General features: G+C 68.7%; 26 protein-coding genes and 1 riboswitch. Of the genes, 12 read left to right on the forward strand and 14 right to left on the reverse strand.

Features of this window, described 5'->3' with window-relative positions; all coding sequences use genetic code 11:
* Positions 1–62 precede the first annotated feature (62 nt).
* Together LRD69_RS15760 and LRD69_RS15765 are read left to right on the forward strand one after the other, a co-directional pair.
* A complete protein-coding gene (locus LRD69_RS15760; protein WP_277327194.1) occupies positions 63–1,118 on the forward strand; it encodes a metallophosphoesterase in 1,056 nt (351 codons plus the stop codon).
* 182 nt (positions 1,119–1,300) lie between these two features.
* Complete coding sequence (locus tag LRD69_RS15765; RefSeq protein WP_277327195.1) at positions 1,301–2,125, forward strand: hypothetical protein; 825 nt, start codon at positions 1,301–1,303, stop codon at positions 2,123–2,125.
* Between the two features lie 138 nt (positions 2,126–2,263).
* On the opposite strand, the gene LRD69_RS15770 is transcribed toward LRD69_RS15765, so the two are convergent.
* Positions 2,264–2,392: a hypothetical protein gene (locus LRD69_RS15770; protein WP_277327196.1), complete on the reverse strand. Its 129-nt coding sequence runs from the start codon at positions 2,390–2,392 to the stop codon at positions 2,264–2,266.
* 339 nt (positions 2,393–2,731) lie between these two features.
* Complete coding sequence (thiC, locus tag LRD69_RS15775) at positions 2,732–4,540, reverse strand: phosphomethylpyrimidine synthase ThiC (RefSeq protein ID WP_277327197.1); 1,809 nt, start codon at positions 4,538–4,540, stop codon at positions 2,732–2,734.
* A riboswitch (TPP riboswitch) is annotated at positions 4,533–4,666 on the reverse strand. It overlaps the preceding gene by 8 nt.
* Positions 4,667–4,838: 172 nt before the next feature.
* On the opposite strand from thiC, the gene LRD69_RS15780 reads away from it, so the two are divergent.
* Positions 4,839–6,074, forward strand: coding sequence for a YibE/F family protein (locus tag LRD69_RS15780; RefSeq protein ID WP_277329752.1), 1,236 nt, complete (start codon positions 4,839–4,841; stop codon positions 6,072–6,074).
* 82 nt (positions 6,075–6,156) lie between these two features.
* Here the strand turns inward: LRD69_RS15780 and LRD69_RS15785 are convergent, their stop codons facing one another.
* The 4 genes from LRD69_RS15785 to LRD69_RS15800 form a co-directional block, all read right to left on the reverse strand.
* Positions 6,157–6,594, reverse strand: coding sequence for an SsgA family sporulation/cell division regulator (locus LRD69_RS15785; RefSeq protein WP_277327198.1), 438 nt, complete (start codon positions 6,592–6,594; stop codon positions 6,157–6,159).
* A gap of 101 nt (positions 6,595–6,695) precedes the next feature.
* Positions 6,696–7,466 carry a helix-turn-helix domain-containing protein gene (locus LRD69_RS15790; RefSeq protein WP_277327199.1) on the reverse strand — a complete coding sequence of 257 codons (771 nt, stop codon included), beginning with the start codon at positions 7,464–7,466 and terminating at the stop codon, positions 6,696–6,698.
* Positions 7,467–7,712: 246 nt separating this feature from the next.
* On the reverse strand, positions 7,713–7,925 hold the full coding sequence (locus LRD69_RS15795; protein ID WP_277329753.1) for a DUF5326 family protein: 213 nt from the start codon (positions 7,923–7,925) through the stop codon (positions 7,713–7,715).
* Between the two features lie 143 nt (positions 7,926–8,068).
* A complete protein-coding gene (locus LRD69_RS15800) occupies positions 8,069–8,386 on the reverse strand; it encodes a cupin domain-containing protein (RefSeq protein WP_277327200.1) in 318 nt (105 codons plus the stop codon).
* A 68-nt stretch (positions 8,387–8,454) separates the two neighbouring features.
* Between LRD69_RS15800 and LRD69_RS15805 the strand changes: the two genes are divergently transcribed.
* From LRD69_RS15805 to LRD69_RS15820, 4 genes are all read left to right on the forward strand, one after another.
* A complete protein-coding gene (locus tag LRD69_RS15805; protein WP_277327201.1) occupies positions 8,455–8,832 on the forward strand; it encodes a phage holin family protein in 378 nt (125 codons plus the stop codon).
* Positions 8,833–8,934: 102 nt separating this feature from the next.
* Positions 8,935–10,065, forward strand: a complete 1,131-nt coding sequence (locus LRD69_RS15810; protein ID WP_277327202.1) for a cystathionine gamma-lyase — start codon at positions 8,935–8,937, stop codon at positions 10,063–10,065.
* A 208-nt stretch (positions 10,066–10,273) separates the two neighbouring features.
* On the forward strand, positions 10,274–11,170 hold the full coding sequence (locus LRD69_RS15815) for a LysR family transcriptional regulator (RefSeq protein WP_277327203.1): 897 nt from the start codon (positions 10,274–10,276) through the stop codon (positions 11,168–11,170).
* Between the two features lie 52 nt (positions 11,171–11,222).
* Positions 11,223–11,702 carry an NUDIX hydrolase gene (locus LRD69_RS15820; protein WP_277327204.1) on the forward strand — a complete coding sequence of 160 codons (480 nt, stop codon included), beginning with the start codon at positions 11,223–11,225 and terminating at the stop codon, positions 11,700–11,702.
* A gap of 125 nt (positions 11,703–11,827) precedes the next feature.
* On the opposite strand, the gene LRD69_RS15825 is transcribed toward LRD69_RS15820, so the two are convergent.
* Positions 11,828–13,009, reverse strand: coding sequence for a globin domain-containing protein (locus tag LRD69_RS15825; RefSeq protein ID WP_277327205.1), 1,182 nt, complete (start codon positions 13,007–13,009; stop codon positions 11,828–11,830).
* Positions 13,010–13,318: 309 nt separating this feature from the next.
* Here LRD69_RS15825 and LRD69_RS15830 point away from each other — a divergent pair, with 309 nt between their 5' ends.
* On the forward strand, positions 13,319–13,846 hold the full coding sequence (locus LRD69_RS15830) for a DUF2269 domain-containing protein (RefSeq protein ID WP_277327206.1): 528 nt from the start codon (positions 13,319–13,321) through the stop codon (positions 13,844–13,846).
* Positions 13,847–13,851: 5 nt separating this feature from the next.
* Complete coding sequence (locus LRD69_RS15835; RefSeq protein ID WP_277327207.1) at positions 13,852–14,736, forward strand: GNAT family N-acetyltransferase; 885 nt, start codon at positions 13,852–13,854, stop codon at positions 14,734–14,736.
* Between the two features lie 120 nt (positions 14,737–14,856).
* Here the strand turns inward: LRD69_RS15835 and LRD69_RS15840 are convergent, their stop codons facing one another.
* Together LRD69_RS15840 and LRD69_RS15845 are read right to left on the reverse strand one after the other, a co-directional pair.
* Complete coding sequence (locus tag LRD69_RS15840; RefSeq protein ID WP_277327208.1) at positions 14,857–15,288, reverse strand: heme-binding protein; 432 nt, start codon at positions 15,286–15,288, stop codon at positions 14,857–14,859.
* A gap of 56 nt (positions 15,289–15,344) precedes the next feature.
* Positions 15,345–16,556 carry an MFS transporter gene (locus LRD69_RS15845; protein ID WP_277327209.1) on the reverse strand — a complete coding sequence of 404 codons (1,212 nt, stop codon included), beginning with the start codon at positions 16,554–16,556 and terminating at the stop codon, positions 15,345–15,347.
* Between the two features lie 139 nt (positions 16,557–16,695).
* Here LRD69_RS15845 and LRD69_RS15850 point away from each other — a divergent pair, with 139 nt between their 5' ends.
* Genes LRD69_RS15850 through LRD69_RS15860 form a run of 3 tightly spaced genes read left to right on the forward strand, consistent with a single transcriptional unit; the run spans position 16,696 to position 18,846 of the window.
* Positions 16,696–17,163 carry a MarR family transcriptional regulator gene (locus LRD69_RS15850; RefSeq protein WP_277327210.1) on the forward strand — a complete coding sequence of 156 codons (468 nt, stop codon included), beginning with the start codon at positions 16,696–16,698 and terminating at the stop codon, positions 17,161–17,163.
* A 19-nt stretch (positions 17,164–17,182) separates the two neighbouring features.
* Positions 17,183–17,635, forward strand: coding sequence for a GNAT family N-acetyltransferase (locus LRD69_RS15855; protein ID WP_277327211.1), 453 nt, complete (start codon positions 17,183–17,185; stop codon positions 17,633–17,635).
* Between the two features lie 47 nt (positions 17,636–17,682).
* Positions 17,683–18,846: a winged helix DNA-binding domain-containing protein gene (locus LRD69_RS15860; RefSeq protein WP_277327212.1), complete on the forward strand. Its 1,164-nt coding sequence runs from the start codon at positions 17,683–17,685 to the stop codon at positions 18,844–18,846.
* A gap of 63 nt (positions 18,847–18,909) precedes the next feature.
* Here LRD69_RS15860 and LRD69_RS15865 read toward each other — a convergent pair whose 3' ends face one another.
* The 5 genes from LRD69_RS15865 to dnaB form a co-directional block, all read right to left on the reverse strand.
* A complete protein-coding gene (locus LRD69_RS15865) occupies positions 18,910–20,289 on the reverse strand; it encodes a serine hydrolase domain-containing protein (RefSeq protein ID WP_277327213.1) in 1,380 nt (459 codons plus the stop codon).
* An 83-nt stretch (positions 20,290–20,372) separates the two neighbouring features.
* On the reverse strand, positions 20,373–20,510 hold the full coding sequence (locus LRD69_RS15870) for a hypothetical protein (RefSeq protein ID WP_277327214.1): 138 nt from the start codon (positions 20,508–20,510) through the stop codon (positions 20,373–20,375).
* A gap of 110 nt (positions 20,511–20,620) precedes the next feature.
* Complete coding sequence (locus tag LRD69_RS15875) at positions 20,621–21,916, reverse strand: MFS transporter (RefSeq protein ID WP_277327215.1); 1,296 nt, start codon at positions 21,914–21,916, stop codon at positions 20,621–20,623.
* A complete protein-coding gene (locus LRD69_RS15880; RefSeq protein WP_277327216.1) occupies positions 21,913–22,398 on the reverse strand; it encodes a MarR family winged helix-turn-helix transcriptional regulator in 486 nt (161 codons plus the stop codon). Before LRD69_RS15880 ends, LRD69_RS15875 begins: the two co-directional genes overlap by 4 nt.
* A gap of 205 nt (positions 22,399–22,603) precedes the next feature.
* Positions 22,604–24,082 carry a replicative DNA helicase gene (dnaB, locus tag LRD69_RS15885; RefSeq protein ID WP_277327217.1) on the reverse strand — a complete coding sequence of 493 codons (1,479 nt, stop codon included), beginning with the start codon at positions 24,080–24,082 and terminating at the stop codon, positions 22,604–22,606.
* Positions 24,083–24,414 lie beyond the last annotated feature (332 nt).

Genomic DNA, 24,414 nt, shown 5'->3' on the forward strand with positions numbered 1-24,414 from the left:
GGACCACCCCGACCAGCAGGGGCCGCCAGGTGTACGGCGGCGCGACGGTGGTGGAGGGGTCGATGACACAGGGGGCCGGTCAGGAACCCGTGGTGCGGACGGCGACGTTGCGTGACTTCCGCGTGCCGCCCTATGCGCAGACCCCGGTGCCGCCCGCGGCGCCACATCCCGGCAGCGTCGTCCCGGGCGACGAGCCGGAGGGGTACACGCCCACCGCACGCGATCTTCCCGTGATCAACCGCGGTGGCACCGTCCAGGTACAGGCCGTCCCGGACCCGCGGCCCGCAGCGGACCAGGGACTCGGACCGCTGTACGTCGTCGGCGACGTCCACGGTTATCTGGACGAGCTCCGCGAAGCCCTCGTCGAGAAGGGCCTCATCGACGCCGAGGGCGCCTGGGCCGCAGGCAACGCCCGGCTCTGGTTCCTCGGCGACTTCACCGACCGCGGTCCGGACGGCATCGGCGTCATCGACCTGGTCATGCGCCTGTCCGCCGAGGCCGCGGCCGCCGGCGGCTACTGCAAGGCCCTGATGGGCAACCACGAACTGCTGCTCATCGGCGCCAAGCGGTTCGCCGACACACCGGTCAACTCCGGTGCGGGCACCGCCACGTTCCAGGCCGCCTGGCTGCTCAACGGCGGCCAGAAGACCGACATGGAGCGGCTCCAGGACGTGCACCTCCAGTGGATGTCCCGGCTCGACGCGGTCGTCGAGGAGGACGGGCATCTTCTGATGCACTCCGACACGACGGCCTACCTCGACTACGGCTCCACCATCGAGGACGTCAACGAGACTGTGCACGCCATTCTCACGCGCAACGACGCCGACGAGTGCTGGGACCTCTTCCGCAAGCTCACCAAGCGGTTCGCCTTCCGCGACGAGGGCGGCACGCAGGCGGTCCAGGACCTGATGGCGGCGTACGGCGGACAGCGCATCGTGCATGGTCACAGCCCCATTCCGTATCTGCTCGGCGAGGTCTCCCCGGAGGACGGCGAGGACGGTGCGGGCCCCGTGGTGAACGGCCCCCACGTGTACGCGGACGGGCTCGCCATCGCCATGGACGGCGGCGTGACCATGGCCGGAAAGCTACTGGTCGTCCAGCTGCCATTGCATGACTGACGGTCTGCGGGGAAGACGCATCCACGACCTGACCATGCCGACCACTGGGCCTATTTACGGAAACCCCCTGTCACCCCGTGCCGTGGGCGCTCTACCATCGGCCTATCAGTAGCAGGCTCTCCTCCGTTTCCGCCCAACTGCCCGGTCCAAGCGGGCAATCAGGCCCTACGGAGCATCGGGGGATGCAGATGAACAGCGCTCCGCACCTGCTGGCCGAGGACCGACCCGAGTACGAGCGGATCCTCGGCGACGCGCTGCGTCACGCCCATGAACGACCGGATCTTGCCGGAGTCGGCGAACGGCTCAACGCGGAACAGTTGCGCACCATGGCGCTGAACGCCACAGCCCTGATCACCGCGGCGGCCGCCACCGAGTACGAGCACTATGTGAAGGTCCGCGAAGAACTGCGCGGACCGGCCGCCGGCTCGGCCCAGGGCTCGGGCCTCGGGTCCGACGCGGACGATCTGAACCGGCCTGGCGCCGGCATAGGGGCAGTCGTCACCGTCCTGGCACCGATGCTCGCGGGTACCGCCGCGCTGATCTTCCTCCTGGTCGGCTACATCCTGAAGATGCTCAGTCAGCCCCCGTCCTTCGCCGACACCATGGTCGCCGCGGGCTGGTTCTTCGCGGCGGTCATGGCGGCCGCGATACTGGCCGCCGCCATCGGACTGCTCATCACCGCGTTGCGCAACGGCTCGACGTCGCTGCCCGCCGAGGACCCCGAGGACGAGCTGCCGGAGGATGTGGCGCGCGCCAGAGAGGCCTGGCGGCATGCACTGCTGGAGCGGGGCATCCTGCCGTTCCTGCGGGACGCGCTCGCCGATCCCACGGCCGGCCCCGCGTCGCGCACACCGCACCGCTCGGCCAACCGCATCCCGAAGATCGGTTATTCCAGGCCGGACTTCTCGAGCCCCGAGGAGGGCCCGGCGGCGGGTCCCCGCCCTTCGTTCACGAGTCCCGACTTCACCAGTCCGGACTTCGGCGGCCCGGAACACGAACTGGACTGACCGGCCGCTCCGGCCACCAGGGGGTGTCCGGAGGTCGAAGGGCCGGACGCCCCTGGTCCCCTCCCGTGAGCGACGGCGTCGTCAGGGGTGGGGGCGCCAGGAGAGCCACCCCCACCGCTCACACCGAATGCCTCGGTATCAGTCCGCTATCGGCAGATGGACGCGGTTGCCCGCCGCCGCGAACTCCTTGGCCTTCTCGGCCATGCCGGCCTCGATCTCCGACTGCGAACCGCGGTGCGCACGCCGGATGTCCCGGGAGATCTTCATCGAGGACAGCGTCAGGCCCCACCTGGATGATCAAGGCACGACCGGCCGCCCCGCCCCCTCCGCGGTGACGTCCTACGATGCGTCAGTCCTCCGGCGGATCCGGATCATCGTGCGGCAAGGGAAGTCCATGCGCCTGTCCAGATACGTCAAGAAGGCCGCCATGGGCCCGGCTGTCCGTCCGACTGGGTCGCGCGGACAATCCGGCCGGGCGACAGCGTGACGGAGTGCAGCATCCACCTGGTGACGGACGACGACGACAAGCCGTTCGCGGTGGGTTTCGCGGAGGCGGGCCGGCCGGGACCGGTGGCCTGGCGGGCCCCCTCCGCTGAGGCGGCCGGGTCAGTCGGCCGACCTGCCTCCCGTCTCCGCGAGCGGCAGGTACACCCGGTTCCCCGCCGCCGCGAACTCCTTCGACTTCTCCAGCATCCCGGCCTCGATCTCTTCAGCCGTCGAGCCGGTGTCACCGCCGAACTGCTCTGTGATGCTTCGACTGATCTTCATCGAGCAGAACTTGGGGCCGCACATCGAGCAGAAGTGCGCCGTTTTCGCCGGCTCGGCCGGCAGCGTCTCGTCGTGGAACTCCCGTGCCGTGTCCGGGTCGAGAGCCAGGTTGAACTGGTCCTCCCAGCGGAACTCGAAGCGCGCGTCGGACAGGGCGTCGTCCCAGTCCTGCGCCCCGGGGTGGCCCTTGGCCAGGTCCGCGGCATGAGCCGCGATCTTGTAGGTGATCACCCCTGTCTTCACGTCGTCCCGGTTGGGCAGGCCCAGGTGCTCCTTGGGCGTGACGTAACAGAGCATCGCCGTCCCCCACCAGGCGATCATCGCTGCGCCGATGCCCGAGGTGATGTGGTCGTACGCCGGAGCGACGTCCGTGGTGAGCGGGCCGAGCGTGTAGAACGGCGCCTCCTCGCAGATCTCCTGCTGGAGGTCGATGTTCTCCTTGATCTTGTGCATCGGGACATGGCCCGGGCCCTCGATCATCGTCTGGACGCCGAACCGCTTGGCGATCGTGTTGAGTTCGCCGAGCGTGCGCAGTTCGGCGAACTGGGCCTCGTCGTTGGCGTCGGCGATCGAGCCGGGGCGCAGCCCGTCGCCCAGCGAGTACGTCACGTCGTACGTCGCGAGGATCTCGCAGAGCTCCTCGAAGTTCTCGTACAGGAACGACTCCTTGTGGTGCGCCAGGCACCAGGCCGCCATGATCGATCCGCCACGGGAGACGATGCCGGTCTTGCGGCGGGCGGTGAGCGGGACGTACGGGAGGCGCACACCGGCGTGGACCGTCATGTAGTCGACGCCCTGCTCGGCCTGCTCGATGACGGTGTCCTTGTAGATCTCCCAGGTCAGCTCCTCGGCCCTGCCGTCGACCTTTTCGAGGGCCTGGTAGAGCGGAACGGTGCCGATGGGCACCGGGGAGTTGCGCAGAACCCACTCACGGGTGGTGTGGATGTTGCGACCGGTGGAGAGATCCATGACCGTGTCGGCGCCCCACCGGGTCGCCCAGGTCATCTTCTCCACCTCCTCCTCGATGGAGGAAGTGACCGCGGAGTTGCCGATGTTGGCGTTGACCTTCACCAGGAACCGCTTGCCGATGATCATCGGCTCGGTCTCCGGGTGGTTGACGTTGGCCGGCAGGACCGCCCGGCCGGCTGCGATCTCCTCGCGTACGACCTCGGGTTCCACGTTCTCCCGGATCGCCACGTACTCCATCTCCGGGGTGATGTCGCCCCGGTGGGCGTACGCGAGCTGGGTCACCGGCTGCCCGTCGCGGCTGCGGCGCGGCTGGCGCGGGCGGCCGGGGAAGACGGCGTCGAGGTTGCGCAGTCCGCCGCGCGGCGAGGTGTTCTTGAGCCCGTCGTCCTCGGGCCGGACCGGGCGGCCCGCGTACTGCTCGGTGTCGCCGCGGGCGGTGATCCAGTTCTCGCGGAGCGGCGCAAGGCCGCGCCGGACGTCGGTGTCGGTGGCGGGGTCGGTGTACGGCCCCGAGGTGTCGTACAGCGTCACGTCCTTGCCGTTGGTGAGGTGCACCTGCCGGACCGGCACCCGGAGGTCCGGGCGCGAGCCCTGGACGTACCCCTTGTGCCAGCCGATGGACTTCCCGGCCTCGGCGCTCCGGTTCGAGGCAGGCGTGCGTGCGTCCGATGTGGTCATGAGACCTACTCCCTACGCCGGCATTACCCGGTAACAGGTTCGGCGGTCGGCGCAGCCTGTTCCGTACGGACGTACGGATATCAGCGCCCTCTCAGCCCGGTGCTCCGAGCTCCCGCGTGTGCAAAGGTGCTGCCACGCTAGCGTCCTTCGAGCCGTACTGAACAGAGGGCCTCCTCTCCTTGCGATGATCCCTGGGTGACGTCCCCCCCAGAGCGACTCCGGACCGCAGGACCATCAGCACGCCCACGCGCACAGCCATGGGCCCGCCGCACCGGTATCGAAACATCTGCGCAAGGTCATCGCGGCCGTGCTGATCCCGTTCGCCACCGCCGTCGTCGTCGGCCTCGTGGTGCTCTGGCCTGGCGGTGCGCCCGCGCACGAGCGCACCGGTGTCGGCTTCGACCGGCAGACCCAGCAGGGCAAGGTGGTGAACATCGACAAGGTCGACTGCAAGGACGTGAACGCCGCGCAGGCACCGGCCACCGGCGACACCACGACGCCCTCGGGGAGCGCGACCCCCGGCCGGGAGGCGGGGCTGTGCGAGAAGGCCACGATCGAGGTGACGACCGGCCACGACAAGGGAAGGACCTTCGTCGAGATCGTCCAGCCCGACGCACCACGGCAGTTGCACGAGGGGCAGGGAGTCGTCGTCGCGTACGCCCCCGATGCTCCCCATGACCTCCAGTACTCCGTCATGGATGTGGACCGGGAGTTCCCGATGGCTCTGCTGGCCGGGATCTTCGCCCTCGCGGTGGTCGTGGTCGGCAGGATGCGCGGGGTGATGGCGCTGATCGCGCTCGCCGCGTCGTTCGCCGTGCTGACCCTGTTCATCCTGCCGGCGATCCTGCAGGGCTCGAATCCGCTGCTGGTTGCGGTCGTCGGGGCCAGCGCGATCATGCTGCTCGCGCTCTACATGTGCCACGGCCTGAGCGCCCGCACATCGGTCGCGGTCATCGGCACGCTGATCTCACTGGTGCTGATCGGGCTGCTCGGTTCGCTCTTCATCGGCTGGGCGAGCCTGAGCGGCAACACCGACGACAGCACCGGCCTCATCCACGGCCTGTACCCGCACATCGACATGAGCGGCCTGCTGCTGGCCGGTGTCATCATCGGCTCGCTCGGCGTGCTCGACGATGTGACGGTCACCCAGACATCGGCGGTCTGGGAGTTGCATCAGGCGGATCCGACGATGGGGGCGCGGAAGCTGTACCGGGCAGGCATCAGGATCGGACGCGACCACATCGCTTCGGTGGTCAACACACTGGTGCTCGCGTATGCCGGCGCCGCGCTTCCCCTGTTGCTGCTGTTCTCGATCGCGCAGAGCAGCGTGGGGACCGTGGCCAACAGCGAACTCGTGGCGGTGGAGATCGTACGGACGCTGATCGGGTCCATCGGACTGGTCGCCTCGGTGCCGGTGACGACGGTGCTCGCGGCGTTGGTCGTCTCCGCCGACCGCACGGGGCTCGGCGCGGAAGCCGGAGCTTCGGCACCCGTACGGAGCGGAAGAGGCCGGCGTCGCAGGGCGAAGCACTGAACGTCCCGGCACGGAGCACGTATCACCCGTTCGGCAGACACCGTGTTCGAACGGTGTGCCGGCCGTCGGCGCAAACCCCTCTTCAGCCGGCGTTCTGTTCCTTGGCCAGGATCCGGCCGAGCGCCTCCTCCAGGCTCCCCTCGAAGTCACTCAGTGTGCACTCCTGACCGAGAGGGACGAGTTTGTCCGTTCGGTCCAGAAATGCAACGAGTGGCGCCGTGCCGGCCCTGAAGAGAGCGCGATCGGCGCCGACCTGAAGGCGGATGTGCACGTCGGACAGCCCCTCGGGCTCCGTGGGACTGATGTGCACATCCCCGTCGCCGCTGGGGCTGTTGAGGCCGTCCAGCAGCAGCTCGCGGCCAAAAGCCCAGGTGACGGGGGCGTCGCCCGGCAGATGGAAGGTCATCCGGATCGCATACGGATCGCACACTTCGTACCGGAGCTCCACCGGAATACGGAAGGAGAGCTCCTCGGAGACGAGAAAACTCATCATGACTTCAGCTTGAACCGACTCGCGCATCGTTCAACCCCGCAGTAGATGAATCTGGCCAGGAATGATCCCCCATGGCCCTATTGACGCCATCGTGGTGCACGCGATAGCAGATCACAAGGAGTGATTTTTCAGATACTGATAGAGAACACGAACGAGCGCAAGAGGCTCGCCACTTCGCCACGTAGCCGTTCGATTGCGGGGAGCAACTGCTCCTCTTGGTCGAGAGGCACCGAAATCGCCATGGCGGCTGCCGTGAATCCGGCCGTGATCGGGATGGCGGCGCAGACGGTTCCGAGGGCGTACTCCTGTCGCTCGATGACAGGCTCCATGGGGCTCGACGACCCCAAACGCTCAAGAAGCGCCGATTTGTCCCGCACCGTGTAGCGGGTCAGCGGCTGCACAGGGTGACGGTCCAGATGGTCCTCACGAGCCCTCTCGTCGAGCTGGCCCAGCAGGCACTGGCCGATCGCATGGGCGTGCCCGGTCTCCCGGAACGAGGCCCACTCCTCCACCGCGGGCGCGGCAGGCGCATCGGCCACCGCGACGAGTTCGATCTCTCCCTCGCGGTAGACGGCGCAGTACACGGGCGCACCGATGATGTCGCTCCAGCGGGCCAGGGACTGGGTCATTCCGCTGCGACGATTCTGCAGCGCACCGTCGTCGACCAGCCGCTCAGCGGCGGAACCGAAGAGGAAGACGCCGTTCTCCCGGCGCAGATAGCCCTCATGGGTGAGGGTGCGCAGCAGGTGATAGGCGGTGGGAAGGGGAAGCCCCGCTTCCCGGGCGAGCTGCTTCGCGGGCGCCCCGTCCCGATGGGCGCCCACAGCCTCCAACAGCCTCAACGCCCGCTGAACCGAACCGATCAACGTCGGGACAGCGGTACTCGATGCCGTGGTCAAAGGTCACCCCCAGGCATGGTGACGGGCTATCAGCCCGACCGTGGGGGCCGCCCCCACGGGCCTGCCGCAATCCTGGGTCCGCAGGCCGGACGTTCGTGCAAATCACTGGTCACGGCGGTGACGGACAGTTTTTTCCCAGGCAACGGCAGCGGAGCGCCACTGTATCGGCAGCGTCCGCAGGGGGTGTCGTTTCGTCTGGTACTTAGCTCAGCTGGGCTAATAGCCCGACTGGTGACCGGCCCCGTCCTACCAGTCACCGCGCGACGACGAGGACGACATGAACTTCCGTACTACGAAGACGAGCCCGCCGACCAGGAGCACGAAGACCAGCGCCTTGAAGAGCAGACCGATCACGAATCCGATCACGCTGGCGATCAGACCGCCGAACACGACGATCGCGATGACGGGCACCGCGACCCACTTCACCCACCAGGGCATCCCCGCGAATATCTCCCGCACGGCCATCGTCCCTACCTCGTCTCTGTGAGTACCCGCTTCGATGAGCACTTGCTTCGATGCTAGAGGCGCGGGGGCGGCCTGCGGTGGTCTTGGAGCCCTTGGAGTCCCCTGATCGAACCCCTAGGGATCCCTGAGGGTCCGGCTCAGCTCTCCGGCGGAGAGAAGACCACCATGACCCGCAGATCCTCGGTGATGTGGTGGAACTTGTGGGCCACACCGGCCGGGACGTACACCACGCTTCCCCTGCCCACCTGCGTGGTCTCCATGCCGACGGTGATCGAGGCGCGGCCGCTGACGATGAGGTAGACCTCGTCCTGGCTGTGCGGCTGCTGGGGGTCGAGGTCGCCGGCGTCGAGCGCGTACAGACCGACGGACATGTTCCGTTCGCGCAGAAACTGCAGGTACGCACCATCGTTGGCGGCCCGTTCCGCCTCCAGTTCGTCCAGTCTGAATGCCTTCATGGCCCGTCCGCCCCTTGCTTTCGTTCTGCCAGTGTTCGCCATCGATCATGTCTGCCACGATCAGACACATGAAGAATTTCGTAGTCAAGACGATCGCCAACGCAGGTGCGCTGGCCGTGGCCATCTGGCTGCTCGACAACATCACGCTGTCCGGTGGCAGTACCGGACGCAAGGCGCTCACCCTGGTTCTCGTCGCCCTGATCTTCGGGCTGGTCAACTTCGTGGTGAAGCCGATCGTGAAGGTGCTCACGCTGCCGCTGTTCATCCTCACACTCGGGCTGATCACCCTCGTGGTGAACGCGCTGATGCTGTTGCTGACCTCCTGGCTGGCCGACCAGTTCGACCTCAGCTTCCATGTCGAGGGCTTCTGGACTGCCGTGCTCGGCGGCCTGATCATCTCGATCGTGTCCTGGGCACTGAATGTCGTCCTGCCCGACGAGGACTGATCCGGCCGAATCGGAGCGGTCGCCAGGATCAGAGGATCAGAGGGACCAGCAGGAACCGCAGTACCAGCAACACCGGCGCGTCCGGAGAACAGAAGGAACAGCATGAACACCATGGGCGACGGAACCCGAGCGGTACGGGCGGGCCTTCCCGAACCGGAGCAGTACGAACCCACGCTGCCCGGTCCGGTCTTCGCCGCGCACTTCCACCTCTCCGGCGAGCCGACCGGCCCGTACACGTACGGCCGGGACACCAATCCGACCTGGACCCATCTGGAACGGGCCATCGGTGAGCTCGAAGCGCCGGGGGAGACGGTCGAGACCACCGTGTTCGCCTCCGGTATGGCGGCGATCTCGGCCGTACTGCTGTCCCAGGCGCGATCCGGTGACACCGTGGTCCTGCCCGACGACGGCTATCAGGCGCTTCCGCTGGTACGTGAGCAGCTGGAGGCATACGGGGTCGAGGTGAGGACCGCGCCGACCGGGGGCGATGCACAGCTGGCGGTCCTGGAGGGTGCCAGGCTGCTGTGGATCGAGACGCCGTCCAACCCCGGGCTCGATGTCTGCGACCTGCGGCGGCTCATCGAGGCCGCACACGCGGCCGGCGTCCTGGTGGCCGTGGACAACACGCTCGCCACCCCGCTCGGCCAGCGCCCGCTGGAGCTGGGCGCCGATTTCTCGGTGGCCAGTGACACCAAGGGCATGACCGGGCACGGCGACATTTTGCTCGGCCATGTGACCTGCCGCGATCCGGAACTGGCAGCGGGTGTACGACGCTGGCGCAAGGTCGTCGGGGCGATCCCCGGGCCGATGGAGGCCTGGCTCGCGCACCGTTCGCTGGCCACGCTGGAGCTGCGGATCAACCGGCAGTGCGCCAATGCGCTCGTCCTCGCCGAGGCGCTGGGCAAGCGGCAGGAGGTGACCGGCCTGAGGTACCCCGGGCTGCCCACCGACCCCTCGTACCCGGTCGCGGTGCGGCAGATGCGTCGCTTCGGCTCCGTGGTGTCCTTCGTGCTGCCCGACCGCGAGATCGCCGAGCGGTTCCTGGCCGGGCTGCGGCTGGTCGACGACGCCACGAGCTTCGGCGGCGTGCGCTCCACCGCCGAGCGCAGGGCGCGCTGGGGCGGCGACGCCGTACCGGAAGGGTTCATCCGGTTCTCCGTCGGGGCCGAGGACGTGACCGATCTGGTGGCCGACGTGGAGCGGGCGCTGGACGAGGCGACGAGCGGGCGCTGAGCCCGCGGGGCATCGCAGGATGGCCGGTACGGGCGGTCCGAGCCTCCCCCCTCGTGGCTCGGACCGCCCCGGTTCCACGCGCGAAGAACCGCCTGGACAAGGCTAATTGACTCTGCGTCAGTGTCCAATCACCGTAGCGACAGCGACCTATCGACATATTTATAGTTGTGCGGGTCGGACGCTTCGCAAGGGTGGGAGGGGACAGGACATGGACCTGGCCCTGCTGCGTACGTTCGTGACGGTGCACCGGGCCGGATCCTTTACCCGGGCCGCCGCACTGCTCGGCCTCTCCCAGCCCGCGGTGACCTCGCAGATACGCACGCTGGAACGGCAACTGGGCCGCCCGCTCTTCCTGCGCCGGGCCCGCGGCGTGACCCCGACAGCCATCGGCGACGAGCTTGCGCACCGGGCGGCCCCTCATCTGGATGCGCTGGTCGAGATCACCGAGACCGGACTCGACGAGGAGTCGGCGGTACGGACGCTGCATCTGGCCGGGCCCCCGGAGTTCACCTCTCTGCGCGCCCTGCCCGCACTGATCCCCCTCGTCTCCCAGGGGCTCGCCCTGCGCAGCTCGTTCCTCGCGAACACCGAGGAGACATTCGAGGGACTCGCCGCGGGACACCATGATCTGGCCATCGCGACAGCCCGGCCGCGCGGAGGGCTGCTCACCGCGACTCCGCTCTGCGACGAGGAGCATGTGCTGGTCGCCGCTCCGCGCTGGGCCGCACGCCTCGGCCCCGGAACGCTGCGCCGCAAGGGACCTGTGGTGCTGGAGCAGCTTCCGGTGGTGGAGGTGCACGAGAGCCTGCCCTTCGTCTCCCGCTACTGGGCTGCCGTCTTCGACAGCCGTCCCGCCGCCGCGGGAACCGTCATCACACCGGATCTGCGGGCTGTCCTGGAGTGCACCGCGGCGGGCGCCGGGCTTGCCGTACTGCCGCGCTATCTGTGCGCGGGGGCACTGGAGCGGGGCGAGGTGGTGGCGCTCCTGGACCCGCCGGTGCCCCCGCTGCGCACCTACTTCCTGGCCGCGCGGACCGGAACACTCGCCCTGCCGCACATCGCGCGGGCGCACGAGTGGCTGGTACGCGCTGCCGCCGACTGGTGACCCCCGGGCGTGCGGGTGTTTCAGAACGGGTTCTGTGGGCCACTCTCTTGCCATGACCGAACGTCCTGTGGTCAAGCGCACCGCACGCGCCATCCTGCTCGACGGCGACGACCTCATTCTGATCAAGCGCACCAAGCCGGGGGTGGATCCGTACTGGCTCACGCCGGGCGGCGGGGTCGAGCCTGAGGACGCAACCGTTGTCGACGCCCTGCACCGTGAGGTGGACGAAGAGCTCGGCGCCAAGATCACCGATGTGGTCCCCTGCTTCGTCGACACCGTGGAACACATCGAGGGCGGCGGGGTGAAGGGCGTGAAAGTGCAGCACTTCTTCGTCTGCCGGCTCGACTCGATGGATCTGTCCCGACGGCACGGCCCCGAGATCGAGGATCCGTGCGGGGAGTACGACGTCGTACGGGTGCCGTTCAGCCGGATCGGGATCGCCGCCGTTCATCTCGTACCGCTGTCGCTGCGGCACTACCTGGACGGCAATATCGAAGGCGTACGGGCGATGCACGCACCCGATCTGGGCTGATCCCCGGACGGCGCCCTGCTCTTGCGGCTACTGCGCCCTGCCGCCGTCTCTCGCGCCCTGTGCACGGGCGCCGTTCCCCCGGCGCAGTACCGCTGTTCCCCGCGCCGTGCTGCTGTTCCTCGCGTTCAGGCAGGCCCCTGCACGGGCGCCGGCTCCTGGATGGAGTCGTACCGAATGCGCTCGGGCGGCATGCCGATGCTGGTGAGTACGTCCACGCTGCTGCGGACCATTCCCGGCGGACCCGAAAGATAGGCCTCGTACTCCGGCCATGGGCCACGCTCGCGCAGGGCATCGGGCAACAGGCCCTTGAGCCCCGTGTTCCCACCCGAGGCGCCGGAGACCACCGGCCGCACGACGAGCCAGGGGAAGGTCTGCTGGAGCCGCAGCATCGTCTCGAGGTCGTACAGGTCGCGGTCGCTGCGCGCGCCGTAGAAGACCTCCACCGGGCGCCGGTCACCGTGTTCGGCGACATCCTCGACCAGCGCCTTGATGGGCGCGATACCCGTGCCGCCGCCCAGGCAGAGCAGACCGTTGTGAGTGGTGTGGTCGACCGTCATCGAGCCGGTGGGCGGGCCGAGGCGCAGAACGTCGCCGGGACGGGCCCGGTGCACCAGTGCGTTGGAGACCCACCCCACCGGGACCGCCTTGATGTGGAACGTGAGCAGACCGTCGGGCCGGGGTGCCGAGGCGAAGGAGTAGTTCCGCCAGACTCGCGGCCACCACGGCGTTTCCATGGCGGCGTACTGGCCTGCGAGGAAAGGGTAGGCCTGGTCGGGGCGGACCGTGAGGATCGCCGTGTCAGGCGTTCGGAGATCGTGGGAGACGATCTCGGCCATCCACCAGGCGGGCCCATGCAGCCCGTCCTCGTCGGCGGCATCGATCATGATCTGGGACAGCATGGTGTAGGTGCGGATCCAGGCGGCCTCGGCCTCCTTGTCCCACGTGGTGGTGGCGTAGCGGCTCAAGGCGCCGAGGAGGGCCTCACCGACCGCGGGATAGTGCGTGGGCAGGGTGCCGTACTTGCGGTGTCCCCGGGCCAGTCCCCCGAGGTACTCGCTCAGCGCATCGGGGTCGTCCATCCGGTCGGCGGCCGTGAGCAGCGCCCGGAGGAGGCGGTCGCGCTGGGCGTCCATCGCAGCCGGGAACAGGGCGCGCAGTTCGGGGTGACGGACGAAGAGCAGGGCGTAGAAGTACGAGGTGACCTGATCCCCGGCAGGGACGATCTCCGCCAGCGTGCGACGGACCAGGATCGCATCGGAAGATCTGAAGGTTCTGTCGCCGGTCGGCATGGTGGCCGGAGCGTCCATAACTGTGCCTCGCCTCGAACATCTTCTGGTTCATTGCGTGCCGACAGTGCTGGCAGCCACTGCGTGCGGCCCCCGAGCCCCAGCATGCCCGCATGCGCTCCGGGCCGGACAAATAGCGGGAAGTCCGGGTATCCGAACCGGTTTTCCCGTTATGCTCCCTTGCCACATGGCTGCGCCGGAAATGCACGCCGGCGGTCAGCTCCATGCGTGAAGGGACGGCGGGGAAGCACCTCGTACGCCGAAGCCAGTACGGACGGATACTCCCGCCGCCGGACGCCCGGCCGCTCTTCGCCAGGCACCGTGTTTCACGTGAAACCACTCAAGCGTCCCGCTCGCCGAAGTCTCCTGGTCGCCCATGTCGCGGTCTCCGTCAGCTGGCTGGGTCTGACTGTCGGCCTGCTGGCACTCGGGCTCACGGCCTTCCTGACCCGCGACCCCGCTACCGAGCAGGCCGTCACCCTCGCCATGAAAGTCTTCGGCGACTGGCTGATCGTGCCGGTCGCCCTGCTCTCACTGCTCAGCGGTCTGGCCCTGGCGCTCGGCACCCCGTGGGGCCTTGCCCGGCACCGCTGGGTCTGGACGAAGTTCTGGCTCACTCTGATCACGACGGCACTGTCGGTCTTCTCGCTGCGACCGGGGATCAATGAGGCTGCGGCACGGGGGGCTGTCGACATCAACCTCGTCGTCGCTCCTTCGGTGGCGACGGCCACCTATCTGTTCATCACCGCAATCTCGGTACTGAAGCCGTGGGGACCGACCCGGCGCGGCAGACGACTACGCGTCTCGGCCAGTTCCGGCAAATCGGTGGACGAGCGATCACTGCGTCGGACAGCCTGATCCTCATGCCCAGCTCACTGCCCCGTCCGCACGCCGACGCACCCATCCGGCGCCTCAACCGGGGAGACCTGGTCCCCTGCGCCGATCTCTGCGAGGACCGTGGCTGGCCGCGCGACGAGCACCGATGGGGGCTGCTCCTGTCCGCGGGGACGGCCTACGGCATCGACGACCCCGAGGGCAAAGGCCTGGCGGCCACCTGCGTAGTGACCTCGTACGGCCAGGGCTTCGCTGCCATCGGCATGCTGCTCGTCGCCGAGCGGTACACGCGGCAGGGGATCGCCCGGCGTCTGATGCGCCATGTGATCGAGGTGTCCGGGGAGACGGTGCTCGGCCTGTATGCGACGGCGTCTGGACAGCCGCTCTACGAAGAGCTCGGGTTCGAAACAGTGGGACAGGCCGAGCGGGTGATCGGGCATTTCCGGCCGCGCGTATCAAGCGGCGACTCTTCCGCGGCATCCGCCGTGACCGTCCGCCCGGCCGCAGCCGGGGACCTGCATGCCATGCTCCGGCTGGATGCCGAGGTCTTCGGCGCCGACAGGACGCATCTCCTCGCCCGGCTTCCGGCTTTCGCGGATCACCTGCGGGTCGCGGAGGACGGCGGAGATCTCGTTGGGTATGCGGCGATCTGGCCGAGTGATCGGCTCCACGCCGTCGGTCCGCTGATCGCCCGGGACACCGACACTGCGGAGGCTCTCGTCGCCTCGCTCGCCGAGGCGACGGACCGGCCTCTTCGCATGGACGCCGACGCACGCCACACGGAGCTGCTCGGCCGGCTCAAGGAGCGCGGTCTGCAGGCCGCTCCCGGAACCACGGTGATGGCCTACCGGGCTGCGGAGCTGCCGGGTGACTGGTCCCGCCGCTTCGCGCCGCTGACTGTGGCGACGGGCTGACCGGGGAGTGACCCACCGGCTCGTCGTCCGCCTGCCCGGTGGTACGTGTCCGCCCCCATGTGCCGTGATGATGCGGGCACATGAGGGCGGACACCCAGGGTTTCCGCTGCGGGTCGCCGGCTAGGCGAGCGCCTCCACGGCAGCCGTCGCGAAGCCGTGGTCCTGCTCGGGCGCGCCACCGCCGACGCCGACGGCACCGACCAGCCGGCCGTCACGGAAGACCGGGACACCGCCGGCGATGAAGAGCAGCGGTCGATCGAGAGCGGTCGGCAGGGTGTGGAAGAGCCCGCCGGGCTTGACCGCGTCGACGAGTTCGGCCGTCGGGGCGCCGAGTTGGAGGGCCGTGTACGCCTTGCGGGTGCTGGTCTCCCCCGCGACGAGAACGGCTCGGTCGTCGCGCCGGAAGGCCAGCAGGTGGCCGCCCGCGTCCAGGACGGTGACGGCCACCGTGACGCCGGCGGCTTCCGCGGCGGTGCATGCGGTGGCGACGAGCGCTTCCGCGTCCTGGATGGTCAGCGGGGCGACGGCGACCGAGGTGGGGGTGCTGGTCATGAGGAATGACTCCTTGGTGCGGTTGAGTGTTGTGTCTGCAGGGGCTGTGGGAGGTGTCAGCGGCCGGCTTCGGCGACTGCGACCGGTTCGGGGATGTGGCCGGCGACGCGTCGGCTGTGTGCGCCCGTGCGGCGTTCCAGGAGTCCGGAGAGGACAGCGAGAACGAGTGCGGATGCGGCCAGTACGGCGCCGACCCAGTTGGGTGCGGTGTAGCCGAGACCTGCCGCGATGACGAGGCCTCCGAGCCACGCCGACAGCGCGTTACCCAGGTTGAAGGCGCCGATGTTGACGGCGGAGGCAAGGGTCGGAGCGCCCGCCGCCTGGTCGAGCACCCGCTTCTGCAACGGCGGCACGGTCGCGAAGCCCAGGCCACCGATCAGAACGATGGTGACGGCTGCCGCGATCTTGTTGTGGGCGGTCAGCGTGAATACGGCCAGGACTGCCGCAAGGGCCCCCAGTGACACGTACAGCATCGGCATCAGATGACGGTCGGCGAACTTGCCGCCGAGCAGATTGCCCCCGACCATGCCGAGCCCGAACAGGACCAGCAACCAGGTGACGGACGAGGCGGAGTAGCCGGCGATCTCCGTCATCATCGGCGTGATGTAGGTGATCGCGGCGAAGACTCCACCGAAGCCCAGGACGGTCATCGCCATGGCGAGCAGCACCTGCACATTACGGAAAGCCGCCAGCTCGTGGCGGAGGCGTACGCCTTCGGCCTTCGGCTGCTCGGGAACCAGCCTGGCCACACCGAGAAGGCCGACGACTCCGAGGGCCGCAACGATGAAGAACGTGGTCCGCCACCCGACGTTCTGCCCGATGTACGTGCCCAGCGGTACGCCGACGACATTGGCGACGGTGAGGCCGGTGAACATCATGGCGATCGCACCGGCCTTCTTCTGCGGTGCGACCAGGTCGGCCGCGACGACCGACCCGATGCCGAAGAAGGCACCGTGGGCGAGCGACGCGATGACCCGTCCTGCAAGCATCACACCGAAAGCAGGGGCGACGGCGGACACCACGTTGCCTATGACGAACAGCCCCATCAGGAGCATCAGCATGCGTTTGCGGGTGACCCGGGTGCCGAGAACGGTCATCAGCGGAGCACCGAGTACGACACCGAGGGCGTAGCCCGTGACAAGGAACCCTGCGGTCGGGATCGAGACCTGGAAGTCCGCAGCAACCTCGGGGAGAAGCCCCATGATCACGAACTCGGTGGTTCCGATACCGAATGCCCCGATGGCCAGGGCGAGGAGCGCGAGCGGCATGGGTTTCACCTTCCCAGAAGATTGCGTCTGCGCCTTACGAGCGTTCACAATAATTGCAGACGCCGATTAATTGCAAACGCGGGCTATTGCAGATGTCCCCTATCCTGGACGCAAGCAGCTCCCGCACGGAGGAGAGACCATGACAGCGACAGACCCCGCACTGACCGCCCTCTCCCAGGGCTGGTACGCGCTCTCCCTGCTCCACGGCAAGATCGAGGCCCATGTCGAGCGGGCCCTGCAGTCCGGGCACGACCTCAGCGTGCGGGAGTACTCCCTGCTCGATGTCCTGAGCCGACAGCACAGCGGCCCCGGCGGCCATCTCCAGATGAAGCAGGTCGCAGAGGCCGTCGTGCTCAGCCAGAGCGCCACCACCCGCCTGGTCAGCCGCCTCGAGGACCGCGGACTGCTGACCCGGTATCTCTGCGACACCGACCGCCGCGGCATCTACACCGACGTCACCGACGCCGGCCTGACCCTTCTCGCCGAGGCCCGGCCCACCAATGACACCGCGTTGCGTGCCGCCCTCGACGAGGCCGCCAAGAACCCCGAGCTGGCCCCGCTCGTCAGGACGGTCGAAGAGCTGAAGGTTCCCGCGCAGGCTGCGTGATCTGCGTAGTCTGCCGATCATGAGTGACGTGAAAATACGGCCGGCGGTCCTCACCGACGTCCCGGCCGTCGTGGCGATGCTGGCGGACGATCCACTGGGAGCACAGCGGGAGTCGCCGGACGACCTCACCCCCTACCACGCCGCGTTCCAGCGCCTCGCCGACGACCCGAACCAGCATCTGGTCGTCGCCGTGCGCGAGGGCACTGTCGTGGGGACCCTGCAGCTGACGGTGATCCCAGGACTCTCCCGGCGCGGCTCGACGCGCTCGATCATCGAAGGTGTCCGCGTCCATGCCGATGAGCGCGGGAGCGGCCTCGGTACCCAGCTGATCAGTTGGGCCGTGGACGAATCCCGGCGCCAGGACTGCCAGTTGGTCCAGCTGACATCCGACGCCACTCGGGCCGATGCGCACCGCTTCTACGCGCGGCTCGGCTTCACCGCCAGCCACGTGGGCTTCAAGCTCACCCTCTGACCTGCCCGCAGTCCCACAAGATCCCCCGGACCGGAGGAGCTCTCCCGGTGTACAGCATCAGCGACGCACAGCGCCGGACCAGGCTCGGCCGGCGCCATCTCCTGGCACCGTCCGTACGGGCGGCTTCCGCGGTGTCCGTGGCCGACGCAGTGGTGGCCCTGCACGCCACCGACGCCGCCACCGTCTTCCTCTCCACCTGCGCCCGGCTGACCGAGGCGAGCACCGGCACGGTGGAGCAGGCTCTCTACGAAGACGTTTCCCTGGTCCGGCTGCTCTCCATGCGCAACACGCTTTTCACCGTGTCGCGCGAGATCGCTCCGTACATCGACGCGTCGAATGCCCGGGCCGTGGCCGCCAAGGAGCGCCGAACCCTCCTCAAGCACCTGCAGGACGACGGAAGTGGACTGGATGAACGCTGGCTCGCCAGGGCGGAGCAGGAGACCCTCGCCGTCCTGACGGCTCGGGGCTCGGCGACCGGCAGCGAGCTCTCCGCCGCCGTGCCGGCGCTGCGAACGAAGATCACTGTCTTTCCCGGCAAGAAGCAGGAGACGGTACAGGGCATCGCCACACGCGTCATACGGGTCATGGCGGCCGAGGGTCTGATCCGTCGGGACAGGCCGCGCGGCTCCTGGACGTCCAGCCAGTTCCGCTGGACGGCGTCCGAGCCCTGGCCCGTCCAGGAGACCGCAGGAGCACAGGCGGAACTTGCCCTGCGCTGGCTCCGCTCGTACGGACCCGCCACCGAAACCGACCTGAAGTGGTGGACGGGCTGGACCCTCGGGCACGTACGCAAGGCTCTGGCAGCCGCGGGAGCCGAGGCGGTGCGGCTCGACAACGGGGCCACGGGCTGGGTCTCGCCGGGCGACACGGAGCCCGAACCTGCCCTGGAGCCCTGGGCGGCGCTGCTTCCCGCGCTCGACCCGAGCGCGATGGGCTGGGCCGATCGCAACTTCCACCTTCCGGCCGAACACCGGGCGGCGCTCTTCGACCGGTCCGGCAACATCGGCCCGACGGTGTGGTGGAACGGCCGGATCGTGGGCGGCTGGGCACAGCTCACCGACGGCGAGCCGGTCTGGCGACTGCTGTCCGACGTAGGCCGGGAAGCCTCCGCATCCATCGAGGCGGAGGCTTCCCGGCTGTCGGAATGGGTGGGTGACACGCGGGTCACTCCACGCTTCCGTGCGCCGCTGGAAAGGGAGTTGACGGCCTGATCGGGCCGCACACGTCGCGTTTCACGTGAAACGCGACGCCGTGATGGCGCTACGGCCCCGCACTCAGGCGCCGAGGCCTCTCCAGCCCTCCGGGTCCACTCCGCCGGGCACCACCGACGCAGGGTCGTACGGTTCACGCGTGAAGACGAAGGACCCCAGGTCGAGATGGGTCACGCTGCCGTCGGCGGCCCTGACGATACGTAGCGTCTCCCCGGCGTAGTAGCCGTCGAGGCCGATCCAGGTGCCATCGGGCTGTGCAACGAACCGGGCGCCACGTCCGCTGCCTTGCAGCACCTGCAACTCCAGCCCCCGATCCGCGGTCAGGCGCAGGATGTTCGCACGCGTACCCCAGTACCAGGGGCCTGTCAGCGCAAGGAGTTCCGCATCGACCTCGGGCAGCGGGCGCCATGGCTCCGGAATACGGGGCTCGGCCTCGGCGACGATCCCCACGAGGTCGGCGGCGACCGTTCCGACGAACAGGCCCGAAGTGGCGTTGGCGAGTACCACAGCAGCCACATCGTCCTCGGCGCTGAGCCAGAGCGCAGCCAGGAAGCCCGGCAGCGAGCCGGTGTGCCCGACAAGAGTGCGGCCGTCCTGTCGGACGAGCTGCAGCCCGAGACCGTAACCGCTCTGCCAGTCACCGGACTCGGACGGTGCGGACGGTACGTGCATCTCCGCGACCGAGGCGGCCCCCAGCACGCGGTCGTCTCCTTCGCTGAGGAACGAGGCGAACCGGAGGAGGTCGGCGGCCGTGGACCACAGCTGTCCCGCCGGGGCCATCAGACCGAGGTCCTCAGGAGGTTCCGGCAGCAGCGCATCGGCCCATGGGTGCACAGCCCAGCCACCCGCGTGCGGCGCCTGCGGTTGGGTACTCGTGCGCCTCATGCCCAGCGGTTCCAGCACTTCCCGCTGCAACACATCCGCCCAGGACGCTCCGCGCACCGCCTCGATCAACGCGCCGAGCAGCGTGTAACCGGGGTTGGAGTAGTGATGGCGCCGGCCGGGCGGATGCATCCGGGTCTGCTCGCCCAGGACATCGGCGAGCTCAGGGCGGAGCGTGCCCGGCGTCCGCTCCCACCAGGGTGCGGGCGACTCGGCGCCCAGGCCCGCACTGTGGCCGAGCAGTTGGAGGACGGTGACACCGCCGACGCCTGTGCCGGGCAGGTGCTTCTCCAGCGGGTCGTCCAGATCCAGCAGCCCCTCGTCACGCAGCCGCAGCACCAGCACGGCGGTGAGGGTCTTGGTGAGGGAACCGATCCTGAACTGCGTATCCGCGTCCGGGGCGTGCCCGTCGACGCAGCTGCGGGAACCGATCCAGACGATCCGGCCCTGACGCTGAACCGCGGCGACAACCGAGGGCGTGCGGCCCTCCGCCTGCGCGGTGGCGATGCGGTGCAGCAGAGCACGCTGCGTGCCGGGAAGCAGTTCTTCTGAGTAGGTCATGGTCAACAAGTACCGGCGCAGCCGCTCCGTGGCGAGCCCATTTCGCAGCATGCGGGCACAGCGGCCAATGCCTGGCGCTGCGCTCATGGGGTGCGCCGTTCGTCGATCCGCCACCTCATCGCGGGAGACGGCATGTTCGCGACCAGTCCGCCGGGGTGCAGGATGCCGCATTCCATGTCGTCGTGCTGTGCTGTGGCCGGGGGCGACAGAGGCTGGCTCACGGGTTGCCGGGTGGCCGGTCGTTGCGGCGCCAGTGCACCGCCACGCGCTGTCTCCATACTCGGTGGTGCATTCAGGCGGGTTCGGAGGCAACGAGGCCGGTCAGGACTGCCTACCCCGCGGCCGTCGCCGCGCCGGCATCCCCGGGTTCGGTCGGCTCGGGGGCGGCGAGCGCGGTGGGCGCCGGTGTGCGGTAGGCACGGAGGGAAGCGTTGGTCGCCGCCACGGCTCCGATCGCCAGGGTGGCGGACAGGCCGCCGACGACCAGGGCGAAGGGGGCGGAAGTGGCCGATGCCAGCAGGCCGCCGCGGAAGTTGCCGAGTTCGGGGCCCGCGACGCCGATGACGTGTTCCACGGAAGAGACCCGGCCCCGGTACGCGTCCGGGGTCTCCAACTGGACCAGGGCGCTGCGGGTGACTACGGACACGGTATCGGCGGCGCCGGCCACAGCCAGGCAGCCGAGAGCCAGCCATAGCGGCCCCGCCAGACCGAAGCCGGCGAGCGCCAGGCCCCAGACACCGGCCGCGATCAGCTGAACCCGGCCGCCGCAGCGCCAGCGCGTCACCGTGCCGGAGAGCAGGCCGACGGTGATCCCCCCGACCGCGACGGCCGAAAGGAACAGGCCGAGTGTCTGCGGGTCGCCGTCGAAGCGGATCTCGTTGACGAGCGGGAAGAGCGCGATCGGCATGGCGAGTAGCGTCGCGGACAGGTCGGTGGCCATCGAGCCCCACAGCGTCGGACGGCGCAGGACGACCCGCCAGCCGCCGCGCTGCGGCCGGCGTCTTTCTGCCGCGTCAGTGCTCTCGGGTCGCATGGCCGGGAGCCGGATCACCGCGAGCGCCGAGACCGCCGCGGCCAGGACCTGTGCAGCGTAGGCGGCGGGGAAGCCCCAGTGGGTGATGATCATCCCGGCCAGCGCCGGCCCTGCCAACATCGCTGCCTGGAAGGAGACGTTGGTCAGCGCGAGCCCGGCCGCGACCTGGTCGCCCGGCAGCAGCCGCACCGGGAAGGTGCGCCGGGAAGGTGCGCCGAGCGCGCCGCAAGCGGCCCCCGTGGCGACCAGGACGAACAGCAGCAATACGTTCTGGTTGTCCGCCAGAGCCTGGGCGCACAGCCCCGCGGCGGCCAGGAGTTGGCCTGCGGTGGTGGCCCGCACGACCGCACGGCGGTCGACGGCATCCGCCAGAGTGCCGCCGAGCAGCCCGAACAACACCAGTGGCAGGCCGGTTGCGAGCCCGATGGCTCCGGTGCTCACCGGGCTGCCGGTCAGTTCCCAGACCTGAGCCAGCACTGCCACGGTGGCTATCTGCCCGCCGAGTTGTGAGGCGGAGGAGCCGATCCACAGGTCGCGGAACGGCCGGCTACTACGCAGCGGGCGGGTGTCGAGGAACCTGGCACTCCCCCTCATCCCGGTGGCTCGACGAGGTGGTCGAGGATCCGCTGCCGCATCGAACGGTGTTCCAGCGCCCGCCGCAGCTCCTCGACCACAGCAGTCAGCGCGTAGGGGGTTTCGCCGTCCAGTTCGGCGACCGCCGCATGCGTGGCGCGCCACTCGGCCTCCAGAAACGGCACCAGCGACCGCCCACGCTCGGTCAGGCCGATCCGCCGGGTGCGGGCGTCGGGCCCCGGGGAGGAGGTGACCAGATCCTCCTTGCGCATGGCGGCGATGGTCTGGCTGATCGCCGAGTGGGAGCGGTCGAGGGACTCCGCAAGTTCGCGGATGGTCAGCGGCCCGGCGTGGGCGAGCCGGATCAGTGGATAGGCGAACCGCGGCCGCACCCCCTCGATTCCGCGTGCGACGTAGACCTGCTCGATCTCGGCGTCCATGGCGGCCAGCAACTTGTGCAGTGGCTGCCAGGGATCGGGCAGCGTCGTGGGATCCGATGTCACAGCGCTAATATAACAGCGCTGCGATAATTGGATCTCCCCTTTTCGGCCACGCCAGGCGGAAAAGATGCGCCGATGGGCTGCCGAGGTACGGGCTCGCTTGCTGAGCCAACGCGACATCAAGGGCGCGGTCGGTCTCACGGCCGATGCCGTATCCGGCATCGGACATGGGATGCCGGCACGCAATACGGGGCCGTACAGGCACGCCTCAGGTCTGCGCCATGTCCACAAAGCGCGAGTAGTGACCCTGGAACGCCACAGTGATCGTCGCCGTCGGGCCGTTACGGTGCTTGGCCACCATCAGGTCCGCCTCGCCCGCCCGCGGGGACTCCTTCTCGTACGCGTCCTCGCGGTGCAGCAGGATCACCATGTCGGCGTCCTGCTCGATGGAACCTGATTCACGCAGGTCGGAGACCATCGGCTTCTTGTCCGTACGCTGCTCCGGGCCACGGTTCAGCTGCGACAGCGCGATGACCGGGAGCTCCAGTTCCTTTGCGAGCAGCTTGAGGTTTCGGGACATGTCCGAGACTTCCTGCTGGCGGCTCTCGGCCCGCTTCGAACCACCGGACTGCATCAGCTGCAGATAGTCGATGATCACCAACTTGATGTCGTTCCGCTGCTTCAGACGGCGGCACTTGGCGCGGATCTCCATCATCGAGAGATTCGGCGAATCGTCGATGTAGAGCGGGGCGGCCGAGACGTCCGGCATCCGGCGGGCCAGCCGCGTCCAGTCCTCGTCGGTCATCGTGCCCGAGCGCATATGGTGCAGCGCCACCCGCGCCTCCGCGGAGAGCAGACGCATCGCAATCTCGTTGCGCCCCATTTCGAGGGAGAAGATCACGCTCGGCAGGTTGTGCTTGATCGAAGCGGCCCGGGCGAAGTCCAGGGCCAGTGTGGACTTACCCATGGCCGGACGTGCCGCGATGACGATCATCTGGCCCGGGTGCAGGCCGTTCGTCAGTGCGTCGAAGTCGGTGAAGCCGGTCGGTACACCGGTCATCTCACCCGAGCGCGAACCGATCGCCTCGATCTCGTCGAGTGCGCCTTCCATGATGTCGCCGAGCGGCAGGTAGTCCTCGCTGGTGCGCTGCTCGGTGACGGCGTAGATCTCGGCCTGCGCGGAGTTGACGATCTCGTCGACGTCACCGTCGGCCGCGTATCCCATCTGCGTGATCTTCGTTCCGGCTTCGACGAGCCGCCGCAGCACCGCCCGCTCGTGGACGATCTCCGCGTAGTACGAGGCGTTGGCCGCAGTAGGCACGGACTGGACGAGGGTGTGCAGATAAGGGGCGCCGCCCACCTTGGTGATCTCGCCGCGCTTGACCAGTTCGGCCGCGACCGTGATCGGGTCGGCCGGCTCGCCCTTGGCATAGAGGTCGAGGATCGCCTGGAAGACGGTCTCGTGCGCGGGGCGGTAGAAGTCGTGCCCCTTGATGATCTCCACGACGTCGGCGATGGCGTCCTTGGACAGGAGCATGCCGCCCAGCACCGACTGCTCGGCATCGAGGTCCTGCGGGGGCACCCGTTCGAAGCCGGGCGACCCGCCGTCCCAGGCACTGCTCTCCCTGCCACGGTCGTGCTGCTCACCACGGTCCCGACCCTCACCGCGACGCTGGCGGGAAACGGGCAGACGGTCGCTGGGACCGGTGTCGACCCAGGGGTCGTCCAAAGGCTCGGGAATGCTCACCGGGCCACCTCCTCCCGTCCGCTCAGCGGACCCTCGCCATGCCACTCTTTCTTACGGCACAGCACCGACAAACAAGACGCTCGACTCCGGTTCCGGCACGTCGAGTTCTGCGGGATTCCAGGGCTGAAACGGGGTGTGGCGCCGCTCCACGGTAGGCCGCCCGGCACCGTCAGCCAATCTGGTTATCCACAGGGCATGTGGACGACGGACCCGATGCTGTGGAGAACTCCGCGGAACCTGTGCACGGACCAGGGGACAGCACTGTGGACAAACTCATAGCACCGCCATCATCACGGCCTTGACCTGGGGTTTCTCCATCCACGGGCTGTGGG

The organism is Streptomyces sp. JH14, assembly GCF_029428675.1.
Lineage (GTDB): Bacteria > Actinomycetota > Actinomycetes > Streptomycetales > Streptomycetaceae > Streptomyces.